Origin of the sequence: Microcoleus sp. Pol7_B2, assembly GCF_036701035.1 — a bacterium.
Classification (GTDB): domain Bacteria; phylum Cyanobacteriota; class Cyanobacteriia; order Cyanobacteriales; family Microcoleaceae; genus Microcoleus.
The window spans coordinates 1-11,651 of record NZ_JAUBQB010000041.1; the positions used below are offsets into that span (position 1 = coordinate 1).

Here is an 11,651-nt window from a genome sequence, read left to right on the forward strand (position 1 = left end):
CACGCTAACTTACTCTCCATTTTTGGAAACAATACCTAATTTACCAGGGTTTGAGCCTTAACTGAACCGTATTGATTGAGAGCCAAATCTCCTCGCGCATGAGACATGGCGCGTCGTCATTACCGCGTCTGCTAGTTCAAAGGTGGCATCTTTTGCCTTGCCCAGGCATTCATAAGCTTGTTGACGAAATTCGTATAATTGTTCCAACAGAGATTGCAGGTAGATTTGAGATTTTTTGCTGAATTCTCAATTTTCTACCCTTACGCTGTCTGTTGAAACTATCGCAGACAGTTTTTTTCTCTTGTTGCAAGTCTCCCAGAACGTCAACCCTCGCTGGCATCTATCTTATGGTTGAAGCTGATAGCTGGTCGCCAGATCCCGTTGCCGTTCTTGATAAACGTTTGCCAGTCTCACAGCGATCACACTTTTTGGCCTGTTTAGTCTAAACTCCAATAGGTTATAAACTCCTTGTAATTGACGAGCGAGCGCCAACTCACTTGCTGATACAATGTCGTCCCGATGAATCCAGCTCGTGAAATGATTGCCTGTGCCTGGGCGAGTTGTGCCTGCAAGCTTAGTAAACCGTTTCTTGAGCTCGCGTTCAGGTCCATAAATTGCTCCAAGGCGAAAGATACATACTTTCAAATCTTGGCTGGATGCTGACAGCAAAACTTGCTCTGTCTCATGTAAAATCTCTCCATGTCTGTTAGCTGGTGCCACAGGTGAAAGTTCACTCAACCAGGCTCCATTACTATTGCCATATACCGCACAACTACTGGTATATATGAGTTGTTTTATGTTGGGAAAATGCTTCAAGGCAAGAACAAGGTTGTTGGCCGTATGCAGGTATGTCTCCTCGTACATATCGGAATCTACTTGGTGGTTTGCTGTAGGAGCGAGACTCAGGAAGACCACATCTTGATTTGGCAGGATCGTCTGTAATGTCTCTTCATCGCAGCGCTTCAGGACGATCGCCTCGTTGGCCACTTTCTGTAACTCCCCAATCCGGTCTTGCGTTGTCGTCGTTGCAGTAATTAGGTGACCCAGCTTCCGCCAATGCTGGGCAACGGCACTTCCAACATAGCCACAACCAATAATTATAGCGTTCATCCGTTTTTTTAACTTCTGATATAGAAGGCTCTAGATTGCATCCAAGATACCAATATATCAAAGTTACAAAACTTTACGCACGGTTTTATTGGATTTGCATTCTGGGCATTTCCTGCTACTTTTTCTCCATATCATCCCTCTATTAGGGAACGCCGAGTTAATCAGCATTAACAAACAACCGGGAACGAGTAATAAAACGCTCTCCATCCGGCTCTTCCAGGGAAAAATCGCTGCCTCCCGGTCCCGATGCCACATCTATAATTAACTGCGTGTGCTGCCAATATTTGTATTGCTGCGCTGCAATATAAAAGGGACAACCGCCTATTTCGCCGAGCAATACGTCACCATCACCGATTATCAATTCGCCATCGGGAAAGCACATGGGGGAACTACCGTCGCAGCAACCGCCGGATTGGTGAAACATCAATTGTCTGTGTTGAGTTTTGAGATGGTTAATTAATTTTAAAGCGGATTCTGTTGCGGTAACTTTTGCAGTTTCCATTGCAGTCTGTTGGTGTAACAATTTTATTTTGTTTATGAATGAGATTTTTTTAATGAACCGCAGAGGGCGCAGAGGACGCAGACAAAGAGAGGAAAGAGAGAAAGAAGGAGTTGACGCATCCTTGAAGTTTGTCTTTCTTCTTTCTTCCTTCCCAATGACTAACACCTTAGAAAAAACCTAAAGCTTTGGGGCTGTAGCTGATTAACAAATTCTTAGTTTGCTGGTAGTGATCTAACATCATTTTGTGATTTTCGCGACCGATACCAGATGATTTGTAGCCGCCGAATGCTGCGTGGGCCGGATAGAGGTGATAGCAGTTTGTCCAGACGCGGCCTGCTTGAACAGCGCGACCCATGCGGTAGGCGGTGTTGATGTCGCGAGTCCAAACTCCTGCACCTAAACCGTAGAGAGTATCGTTGGCAATTTCTAATGCTTCAGCTTCGTCTTTGAAGGTGGTTACTGCTAATACTGGGCCAAAGATTTCTTCTTGGAAAATTCGCATTTTGTTGTTTCCTTTGAAGACTGTCGGCTGGAAATAATAACCGTCTTGCAAGTCGCCGGATAATATGTTTCTTTCGCCGCCAATGAGACATTCTGCGCCTTCGGCGTGACCGATTTTGACGTATTCGGCGATTTTTTCCATCTGGTTGATGGAGACTTGCGCGCCGAGGGCGGTTGTGGGATCTAAGGGGTTGTCTTGTTTGATTTGGCGGATGCGATCGATCGCCCTTTCCATAAATCGATCGTAGATTGACTCCTGAATTAAGGCGCGGGAGGGACAGGTGCACACTTCGCCTTGGTTGAAGGCAAACATGACTAATCCTTCGACTGCTTTGTCGAGAAATTCGTCGTCTTGGGCGCAGATATCTTCAAAGAAAATGTTGGGGGATTTGCCGCCTAATTCTAGGGTGACGGGGATGACATTTTGGGAGGCGTATTGCATGATTAGCCTGCCCGTGGTGGTTTCGCCGGTGAAGGCGACTTTGGCAATCCGGGGACTGGTGGCTAGGGTTTTGCCGATTTCGGCGCCGGGCCCGTTAATGACGTTGATAACGCCGTCTGGTACTAAGTCGGCGATGATTTCCATCAGTACCAAGATGGAGGCGGGGGTGGGGCCTGCTGGTTTGAGGACAACGCAGTTGCCGGCGGCAAGGGCTGGGGCGAGTTTCCAGGCGGCCATTAAGATCGGGAAGTTCCAGGGGATGATTTGTCCGATGACGCCTAGGGGTTCGTGGAAGTGGTAGGCGACGGTGGTTCCGTCGAGTTCGCCGATCGAGCCTTCTTGAGCTCGGATGCAGCTTGCAAAGTAGCGGAAATGGTCGATCGCCAGCGGTATGTCTGCTAGGCGGGTTTCGCGAATTGGTTTGCCGTTGTCCCAGGTTTCGGCGATGGCGAGGCGATCGAGGTTTTCTTCGATTCGATCGGCAATTTTGTGTAAAACCCGCGCCCTATCGGCTGGGGAAGTCTTACCCCACTTGTCTTTCGCTGCGTGGGCGGCATCCAGTGCCAATTCTACATCCTCAGCGCTCGATCGGGGAACTTGACAAATTGATTTTCCTGTAATTGGAGAAAGGTTTTCCGAGTATTTCCCTTTCACCGGTGGCACCCACTGGCCGCCGATAAAGTTGTCGTAGCGAGGTTTAAAAATCGACTGACTGCCGGATTGAACAGGTGCTGCTACTACCATTTTATTACCTGATTAAAATTTGTTTTTGCGGACTATCGAAAGAAATCTGTTAAATATCAACTATCGTCTATTCTCTGGCAGTTTTGTTCTTTAATATACAAAATTTTACATTTTTAAAATATTTGAAATCAAAGTTGTTTCTAGGTTTCGGGGCCGGGCGGGTAATTAATAAGATTTTTTTATAAACCGCAGAGTACGCAGAGGGAGAGAAGAACGAGAGCATAAAAGATAGTTTTACAAATTATTTATATCTGCTAATATATAGATATAAACTGGGCAATTTATCAACAGTACCAATCAAATGCCTGCCTTAAATACCGTTGTTTTTTCTTCTGATATTGAGCATGGCTCAAAGCATTTAGACGCTGCTAAAATCCGGTGGTTTCAACGCCGGCTGAAAGCTTGGGCCCGGCAGAATTTCCGTGATTTTCCTTGGCGGCGTACCTGCGACCCCTACGCGATTTTGGTGGCGGAGTTGTTGCTGCAAAAGACTACTGCCGCTACAGTGGCTCCGATTTATCAAGAATTTGTCGATCGATATCCGACTCTCTCGGATTTAGCGGCCGCGCCTGCTGCGGAAGTTGCTAGTTTGTTGCAGCCTTTGGGTCTTTTTTTTCGGGCGCAAAAGCTGCGGGAATCGGTGCTGGTTATCTTAGAAAATTATCAGGGAAATGTTCCCCGCACGGAAGCTCAGTTGCTGGAACTTCCCGGAGTTGGCAAGTACATTGCGCGATCGGTTTGCGCTAATGCTTTCGGACAGCCCAAAGCGGTGCTCGATACGAATGTTGCTCGGATTTTGCAGCGTTTTTTTGGGATTGACGGCGGTAAAGTAAAATCGCGATCGCCCGAACTTTGGGAAGCAGCAGAACGAGTCGCTCCCAAACAGCAAGTCGGGCCCTGGAATTTGGGTTTACTCGACTTCGGGGCGGCAGTTTGCACCGCAAGAAACCCCCGCTGCAGCGAGTGTCCGCTGCAACAGCAGTGCGAGTACAAAATTAGCAGCGAAATCAATTCTAGGCTCATTGCCGAACTCAGTTGACAAATTTTGTGCAGTCATTGTATAGGCGGTTTAAAACATTTTCTCACTCTAACTAACAATCTCAAAAACCAGCCCCCACCAACGGTAAATACTATTAATTAACTGTGACGCAGCGGAAGTCATATCCGAAATTTAGTACCTTTACTAGGTTGCTAAAAACACTTTAATTCTCCTTTGGGTGGCTCTACAATTATCCGATATTTGAGAGTGATTCTTGACGAGATGGCTGGTTCTGCTAACCAACAAGAAAGCAGAAAGTGGCGCTGTGACATAATTGCTAATTGCCATGTCGTTATCAGCCACCTCAATATAAATCCCCTGAGTATCGACCACCTCAGTGCCAATCCACATCACCGGATTAAATTTGATTGATTGCAACTCTTACAACTCTTGAGCCGACTCTTCTAAAACATCGATCGGGTGATTGAGGATATTCAGAAAAGCTTGATTTATCTGAGATGTTGCACCATTTTCAAGAAGCTTTTTATGAACAGGCAAGATGCCTGTTCCACAAAGAGTGAATTTTATTGTGGAACAGGCATCTTGCCTGTTCTTGAGAATGGCCCAAGATGTGAGATTAAGCCGAGCTGCATACCGCTCAATCTGTGAAAAATTGCCGAATTGTTTTATCAGCTTGATGTCTAGCCGTCTGTCGCAAATGGTCGCGTTTTTTAAATTGGCACCCAGAAAGTCAAACCTTCGCAGCGTTTTATTGCTAAAATTGAAAAAATAGTAAATAAGTGCATTCATCATTATCAATGTGACGATTTTGCATAATATTTATTAGCACCATAAGCAATAAAGGTTAAAACACTCAATGTCTGCTCAAGGGTTTTATCGTCGTTCACTCCCAGATTCTGCTATTGCCTTTTCCTCGGTAGAGGGAAGGCAAATTTTTCGAGAAGCGTTGGCATTGGGAGGTATGGAAGGGTATTTTGCTCTAGCGGAACAGTTTCATACTCAAGCAGAACCCGCTTTTTGTGGATTGGGTAGTTTAGTTGTTGTTCTTAATGCCTTATCCATCGATCCGGGTCGCATTTGGAAAGGGGTGTGGAGATGGTATGGAGAAGAATTTTTAGACTGTTGCTTACCTCTTTCAGTCATTAAAGAAAACGGTATCACCTTTGATGAGTTTGTCTGTATAGCACGTTGCAACGGTGCTGTTGTAAAACCTAACCGTTACCACCAAAGCAGCTTGGAAAAATTTCGGCAAGCAGTTGAGGAGGTGACTGCGGCGTCAGGTGATATTCATCTAGTTGTTTCCTACAGCCGAAAGGTGTTGGGACAAACGGGTGATGGTCACTTTTCACCAATTGGTGGCTATCATCCACAGCGGGATCTAGTTCTTCTGCTGGATGTTGCTCGTTTCAAATATCCACCTCACTGGGTTTCTCTGCCTTTGTTATGGAAAGCGTTTGAACCTGTCGATCCCGTCACTAATCAATGTCGAGGTTATATTTTATTGCAGAAGAGTGAAAGATTGCCAGAAACATTCTTTCATGTTGCTTGTGATTTACATCAGTGGCGTAGTGTTGCTCCTTACTTTGCAGAAATACTCCCCGACCTTCTAAGAAAAGAACAACCTGATTCAATTGCTTCATTTGTCAGTACCATTCTGCACCATTGGTCTGTTGAATTCACAACTATGGTGCATACCTCCTCAGAGACGGCAGAGACACTTGAGAAATTACGGGCAGCTATTGAGTTAAATTCACTGTTTGATATTGTTCACCAATGCTTGTCAAGCGATGACTCGGATGCAATGTCTGTTGTAGGGAAGTGGCGATCGCAACAGCCATTCGTAGCAGAGATAATAACAGCAATATTACTCTCGTGTCCCGAAACGCTCTATGCAACTCTCAAACGCGAGTTACGACTGTGGTTTAGTGAGGTTCGCCACCTTGAGAAACTACTCCCTCCCTTGGATGTAGAGATATCTAGATTGAGAGAACAAATGTCAGCACTCCAGGAGTTTTACACTTTATATTCCAAGGGACATCAGTGCAATATCCCTCAGAGTTAGCACATACCGCCTTTTGAGCTTCTCCAACGTCGACTAACGACAAAAGTGAAGATTTAATAGAAAGATTTAATAATCTGATGCTGGTGGCGGTTGTGGAGGAAGATTCGCCGCAGCGAAATATTAGGGTTGTGACTGATGCGAGTGAGGAATGGACAACAGAAAAAGTGGAAGTAGTGAGAAAAAAAATGTAGGGCGAACATCTGGTTGGCTGCCGGTTTTGGCCTAAATACTATTTGATTGACGGTTGGTTGAGGTAATCCGCACATATCGGTTTGTATTCTTCTGCCACTTTCGGATGTGTTCTGAGATAATCGCTAATCCAATTGCAACCGAATGCCATTAGTTTATCGAAATCCCAAATCCACAGTTTGATGGCGTTGTCACTGCTTCCAGAAGCCAAAGCCAAGCCATCTGGACTAAAGGCGACGCTCCAGACCAAACCTTGATGCCCGGTGAGGGTGGCGATGGGTTTTTGGCTTTCCAGATGCCACAGTTTGATGGTGTTGTCACCGCTTGCAGAAGCCAAAGTCAAGCCATCGGGACTAAAAGCGACGCTATTGACCCAACTACTATGCCCGGTGAGGGTAGCGATGGGCTTTTGGGTTTGCAGGTTCCACAGTTTGATGGTGTTGTCACCGCTTGCAGAAGCCAAAGTCAAGCCATCGGGACTAAAAGCGACGCTCCAGACTGAACCTTGATGCTCAGTGAGGGTAGCAATGGGTTTTTGGGTTTGCAGGTGCCACAGTTGGATGGTGTTGTCACTGCTTGCAGAAGACAAAATCAAGCCATCTGGACTAAAAGCGACGCTTCTGACATAACTGCTATGCCCGGTGAGGGTAGCGATGGGTTTTTGGGTTTGCAGGTTCCACAATTTGACGGTGTTGTCATCGCTTGCAGAAGCCAAAACCAAGCCATCTGGACTAAAAGCGACGCTTCTGACATAACTGCTATGCCCGGTGAGGGTAGCGATGGGTTTTTGGCTTTGCAAATCCCACAGTTTGATGGTTTTGTCAAAGCTTGCAGAAGCCAAAGTTTTGCCATCGGGACTAAAGGCGACGCTATTGACCAAACTGCTATGCCCGGTGAGGGTAGCGATGGGTTTTTGGCTTTGCAAATCCCACAGTTTGATGGTCTTGTCATGGCTTGCAGAAGCCAAAGTTTTGCCATCGGGACTAAAAGCGACGCTATTGACCAAATCGCAATGGCCAGTGAGGGTGGCGATGGGTTTTTGGCTTTGCAAATCCCACAGTTTGATGGTGTTGTCATAGCTTGCAGAAGCCAAAGTTTTGCCATCGGGACTAAAGGCCACGCTTCTGATATAACTGCTATGCCCGGTGAGGGTAGCGATGGGTTTTTGGGTTTGCAGGTTCCACAATTTGACGGTGTTGTCATCGCTTGCAGAAGCCAAAACCAAGCCATCTGGACTAAAAGCGACGCTTCTGACATAACTGCTATGCCCGGTGAGGGTAGCGATGGGTTTTTGGCTTTGCAAATCCCACAGTTTGATGGTTTTGTCAAAGCTTGCAGAAGCCAAAGTTTTGCCATCGGGACTAAAGGCGACGCTATTGACCAAACTGCTATGCCCGGTGAGGGTAGCGATGGGTTTTTGGCTTTGCAAATCCCACAGTTTGATGGTCTTGTCATGGCTTGCAGAAGCCAAAGTTTTGCCATCGGGACTAAAAGCGACGCTATTGACCAAATCGCAATGGCCAGTGAGGGTGGCGATGGGTTTTTGGCTTTGCAAATCCCACAGTTTGATGGTGTTGTCATAGCTTGCAGAAGCCAAAGTTTTGCCATCGGGACTAAAGGCCACGCTTCTGATATAACTGCTATGCCCGGTGAGGGTTGTGAGTTCTTTTTGGCTTTCCAGGTTCCACAGTTTGATGGTTTTGTCACCGCTTGCAGAAGCCAATGTCTTCCCATCGGGACTAAAAGCGACGCTCCAGACCGAACGGCTATGCCCGGTGAGGGTAGCGATGGGTTTTTGGTTTTCCATGTGCCACAGTTTGATCGTTTTGTCACTGCTTGCAGAAGCCAATGTCTTGCCATCGGGACTAAAGGCGACGCTATAGACCGGATTGCTATGCCCGGTGAGGGTAGCGATGGGTTTTTTGCTTTGCAGGTTCCACAGTTTGATGGTGTTGTCAAAGCTTGCAGAAGCCAATGTCTTGCCATCTGGACTAACGGCGACGCTAATGACCACATTGTTATGCCCTTCCAAATGATTGCGCTCTTTTACTGCGGACACTGCTTGTTGCAGCGCAGCTATCACTCGTCCTCTAATATGTTTTGTCGTCTCGGCTGAAGAATCTAGTTGTTTGAATGCTTGCCCTGCCTTTAATGCTTCCAACAGTGCTTGGACTGTCTGTCCTGAACGAAATGATTCATTAGAAAAAGCAGTTTCCTGGATGACATTTGCTAAATTCTGGGCTTGAGTGACTTTATACGTGGCTAATTGCTCTGCTTTAATTAGCGTCTGATTCGCTTGAGTCAAAATTTTATTCGCTTGTCTCTGTGCTTCTAACTCTCGTTCCACTTCCCGTTGTTGGACTTCCCGGCTGGCATTTAAAAACTGATAATCCAAATCGCTCAAACTTTTATCTGCTGCCCAAGTTTGAGCATCGTGCAAGGCTTGACCCCGCAACAGTCGCGATTCATCTTGGCAATCAGACTCTATCCAAGCTTTAAAACTTTCGCTGTAAGGGCGGAGCTCCGCTAATTGTTTTTCCACCCAATCCAGGTTAAAAACCGATTGATAAATTGGGTTATAAACTTTAAGTTTGCCAGACTGCTTAACCACCAACCCAGTTAATCGCAGTTCCATTTGTTCGGGAGTATCATCAGCCGCTATCTCATTGTGCTGCAAAATTTGCTGATATAGTCCCAATAACCTACTTGCCCGTTGTTCGCTGCGTAAAATGCGATCTCGAATCGTCTTCAAATGCTCGGGTTCATCCTGCCCTTCCCAATTCTCAATCACCTTTTGTTGGACTAAATGGGCTACCCAATCGGCATGGGTTTCGAGAGATTCTGAAGTGAGATAAAGTCGGAGTAATTTACAAATTTTTTGCGTTAAAAAGGGCTGTCCACCAGTCCAAGATAACACCGCTTGTAGCAATGCTTGCGAATTCTCAGCTTGAGTTTCTAACCCAACTGCCAAAGGTTGCGCTTCGGCTAATTGAAAACCCGTCAACTCAATCGCGCGCCCGATATTAAAAGGAGTGCGAAGGTGATTGCTAATCAAATCAGAAGGCGCTGCTACTCCTATTAAAGCAAAGGTTAAACGCTGATAATCTGATTTATCTGCACGCTGATTAAAACACTCGCGAATCACGGCAAAAAAGTCGTCTATATTAAATGGCAAAGCCAATACACTGTCAATCTCATCAACAAATATCACGATACATTTATCAATAAATTTCAGCAATACCTCTGGGACAAACTTGCTGAACCGTTGGACAGGAGACACTAAATCGTGATTCGTCCACCATTCATAGGAATCAAAATTATTGTAAAGTTCAAAACTATTCACCAACGAGTCAATAATTCCAAAATACCACTCTTGAGGAGTAATATCTGAAGTCCCAATTGATGTAATATCAACCGCAGCACAGGCAAATCCTTCCTGCTGCAATCTCGCCATTGTCTGCACCCGCAAGCTAGATTTTCCCATCTGTCGCGAGTTAAGAACGTAACAAAACTCGCCCGCTTTTAGTCCATCAAAAAAATCTCGGTCAGCTTGTCTTCTAACATAAGTAGGCGCATCAATCGGCAGACTGCCACCAACTTGATATTCGTAATTTAAATCAGGTTTTTCCTTCATTAACGAACTCCCAAAAATTAAATTATTTAAAAAAGGTACGTTGTTGCGCTTTAGGGCCATATTTAGCGCTAAAGCGCAACAACGTACAAATTAACGAACTCCCAAACGGTCTTTCAAATATAGGCGGTAGAGATTGCACAGAGGAATCACATCATTACCTCGCAACTCCACCAAACCCATACTGCGAAGCTTAAACGCTAAATTTGCTTCTAATCGTACTGGATTAGAACTAGCAATTACTTGTTTTATTGCTGTTTCCAAATTTGCATCAGCAGTGAGATTAATTAAATGATGACGTAAATGATCGGCGTAAATTCCTTCTTCTGTCGGAGCAATGGGTAAAAATTGCTCTAAGGTTAAAAAACCGCGAGCAATTTCATAGAGAGCTTTTCTTAACAGGTAAGGATGTCCGTCTATCATTCCAATTAGTTTTTCTCTCTCACTATCAGACAAATTAAGTTGATGTTTCCGAACTAATTCAACAATTTGTTGATGGTTGAATTCTGGTAGCTCAAGTGGTAAACCTACATTAAATGGTGACTGGTTGATGTTGAGCGGAATATAAACTTCTTTGGAAGAGTAAATTACTAAACGCAGTTTTTTCCAAGCTACTTCGTTTTTCCCTCTGGCAATAGGTATTTAAGAAGCGGGATTGCTCTTTTCATTGGCAGTTGAATTTTATAAAATATTTAGAGTTTTTGCCCAGGTCGAACAAATCCCTCCTGCTATATTTTTGGAAATTTTCTTGATAATTAAAGAGGCAACAAGTGCAGCAACAGTGGGCGCCCATCCTAAACTAGATACCAAAAATGGTGCTAATATTCCCGCTGCTTTGGTATAGTTTTCTGCCAAGGCTTTATCTAGCACTTCTTGAGTCTCTTTATCCCCTAAAGGACTACACAAAGTTTTGTAAGCTTCGGTATTGACTTGATTAAAAACTTTTTGACCTGCTTCTATCGCACCTTGGGAAATTGGCCCTCTCGCTGCCACTTCAAGATCAAGTGAATCGAGAGAAACACCCCTTGGCGCACTTTGTGCTGTTAAATCTCCCCTCATCTCTTCAGAGAGTGTACCGAGTTGTGCTACCAGTACCTCTTCGTCAAGGTCATATATTTGCTGCGCGAGTTCATTAGCTTCTGTCATAACTTACTCCTTTTTTGTGATGCTGAATAACCTTTTATAGCAGTTTACAGTTGGAGGGAATACGGGAGTCCCGAGTTTCTAGATTTCTTGGTAAGAAACATTCTACTTTTGGGGTAGATAATCAGAACATATCGGTTTGTATTTTTCTGCCACTCCAGGGTGGGTTCTGAGATAATCGCTGATCCAGTGGCAGCCCAATGCCATGAGTTGCTCGAAATCCCAAGTCCACAGTTTGATCGTGTTGTCCTCGCTTGCCGAAGCCAAGGTTTTGCCATCTGGGCTAAAGGCGACGCTCATGACCGAATTGCGATGGTCGGTGAGGGT

General features: G+C 45.2%; 11 protein-coding genes. 2 read left to right on the forward strand and 9 right to left on the reverse strand.

Features of this window, described 5'->3' with window-relative positions; genetic code table 11:
• Window positions 1-345: 345 nt before the first annotated feature.
• The 3 genes from QUA57_RS16390 to exaC form a co-directional block, all read right to left on the reverse strand.
• Window positions 346-1,110: an NAD-dependent epimerase/dehydratase family protein gene (locus QUA57_RS16390; protein WP_333251205.1), complete on the reverse strand. Its 765-nt coding sequence runs from the start codon at window positions 1,108-1,110 to the stop codon at window positions 346-348.
• A 157-nt stretch (window positions 1,111-1,267) separates the two neighbouring features.
• Window positions 1,268-1,612, reverse strand: coding sequence for a DUF779 domain-containing protein (locus QUA57_RS16395; protein ID WP_333062229.1), 345 nt, complete (start codon window positions 1,610-1,612; stop codon window positions 1,268-1,270).
• 166 nt (window positions 1,613-1,778) lie between these two features.
• On the reverse strand, window positions 1,779-3,299 hold the full coding sequence (exaC, locus tag QUA57_RS16400) for an acetaldehyde dehydrogenase ExaC (RefSeq protein WP_333062231.1): 1,521 nt from the start codon (window positions 3,297-3,299) through the stop codon (window positions 1,779-1,781).
• Window positions 3,300-3,600: 301 nt separating this feature from the next.
• On the opposite strand from exaC, the gene QUA57_RS16405 reads away from it, so the two are divergent.
• Complete coding sequence (locus QUA57_RS16405) at window positions 3,601-4,338, forward strand: A/G-specific adenine glycosylase (RefSeq protein WP_333062233.1); 738 nt, start codon at window positions 3,601-3,603, stop codon at window positions 4,336-4,338.
• A 144-nt stretch (window positions 4,339-4,482) separates the two neighbouring features.
• On the opposite strand, the gene QUA57_RS16410 is transcribed toward QUA57_RS16405, so the two are convergent.
• Together QUA57_RS16410 and QUA57_RS16415 are read right to left on the reverse strand one after the other, a co-directional pair.
• Window positions 4,483-4,716: a hypothetical protein gene (locus tag QUA57_RS16410; RefSeq protein ID WP_333062235.1), complete on the reverse strand. Its 234-nt coding sequence runs from the start codon at window positions 4,714-4,716 to the stop codon at window positions 4,483-4,485.
• A gap of 3 nt (window positions 4,717-4,719) precedes the next feature.
• Window positions 4,720-5,091, reverse strand: a complete 372-nt coding sequence (locus QUA57_RS16415; RefSeq protein ID WP_333062237.1) for a hypothetical protein — start codon at window positions 5,089-5,091, stop codon at window positions 4,720-4,722.
• 64 nt (window positions 5,092-5,155) lie between these two features.
• On the opposite strand from QUA57_RS16415, the gene QUA57_RS16420 reads away from it, so the two are divergent.
• Window positions 5,156-6,361, forward strand: coding sequence for a phytochelatin synthase family protein (locus QUA57_RS16420; protein ID WP_333062240.1), 1,206 nt, complete (start codon window positions 5,156-5,158; stop codon window positions 6,359-6,361).
• A 229-nt stretch (window positions 6,362-6,590) separates the two neighbouring features.
• On the opposite strand, the gene QUA57_RS16425 is transcribed toward QUA57_RS16420, so the two are convergent.
• The 4 genes from QUA57_RS16425 to QUA57_RS16440 form a co-directional block, all read right to left on the reverse strand.
• The gene (locus tag QUA57_RS16425; RefSeq protein WP_333062241.1) at window positions 6,591-10,184 is read right to left on the reverse strand and encodes an AAA-like domain-containing protein; all 3,594 of its coding nucleotides are present in this window, start codon (window positions 10,182-10,184) and stop codon (window positions 6,591-6,593) included.
• Between the two features lie 90 nt (window positions 10,185-10,274).
• On the reverse strand, window positions 10,275-10,823 hold the full coding sequence (locus tag QUA57_RS16430) for an AAA-like domain-containing protein (RefSeq protein ID WP_333062299.1): 549 nt from the start codon (window positions 10,821-10,823) through the stop codon (window positions 10,275-10,277).
• A gap of 39 nt (window positions 10,824-10,862) precedes the next feature.
• Window positions 10,863-11,327 carry a hypothetical protein gene (locus QUA57_RS16435; protein ID WP_333062243.1) on the reverse strand — a complete coding sequence of 155 codons (465 nt, stop codon included), beginning with the start codon at window positions 11,325-11,327 and terminating at the stop codon, window positions 10,863-10,865.
• A 102-nt stretch (window positions 11,328-11,429) separates the two neighbouring features.
• Window positions 11,430-11,651 (reverse strand): hypothetical protein (locus QUA57_RS16440; RefSeq protein ID WP_333062245.1); only part of this gene is annotated, 222 nt, incomplete at its 5' end.

What these genes read in the sequence shown, in the direction of transcription:
- QUA57_RS16390 (WP_333251205.1), bottom strand. Translation starts at nt 1,110, where the DNA reads ATGAACGCTATAATTATTGGTTGTGGCTATGTTGGAAGTGCCGTTGCC.
- QUA57_RS16395 (WP_333062229.1), bottom strand. Translation starts at nt 1,612, where the DNA reads ATGGAAACTGCAAAAGTTACCGCAACAGAATCCGCTTTAAAATTAATT.
- exaC (WP_333062231.1), bottom strand. Translation starts at nt 3,299, where the DNA reads ATGGTAGTAGCAGCACCTGTTCAATCCGGCAGTCAGTCGATTTTTAAA.
- QUA57_RS16405 (WP_333062233.1), top strand. Translation starts at nt 3,601, where the DNA reads ATGCCTGCCTTAAATACCGTTGTTTTTTCTTCTGATATTGAGCATGGC.
- QUA57_RS16415 (WP_333062237.1), bottom strand. Translation starts at nt 5,091, where the DNA reads ATGATGAATGCACTTATTTACTATTTTTTCAATTTTAGCAATAAAACG.
- QUA57_RS16420 (WP_333062240.1), top strand. Translation starts at nt 5,156, where the DNA reads ATGTCTGCTCAAGGGTTTTATCGTCGTTCACTCCCAGATTCTGCTATT.
- QUA57_RS16425 (WP_333062241.1), bottom strand. Translation starts at nt 10,184, where the DNA reads ATGAAGGAAAAACCTGATTTAAATTACGAATATCAAGTTGGTGGCAGT.
- QUA57_RS16435 (WP_333062243.1), bottom strand. Translation starts at nt 11,327, where the DNA reads ATGACAGAAGCTAATGAACTCGCGCAGCAAATATATGACCTTGACGAA.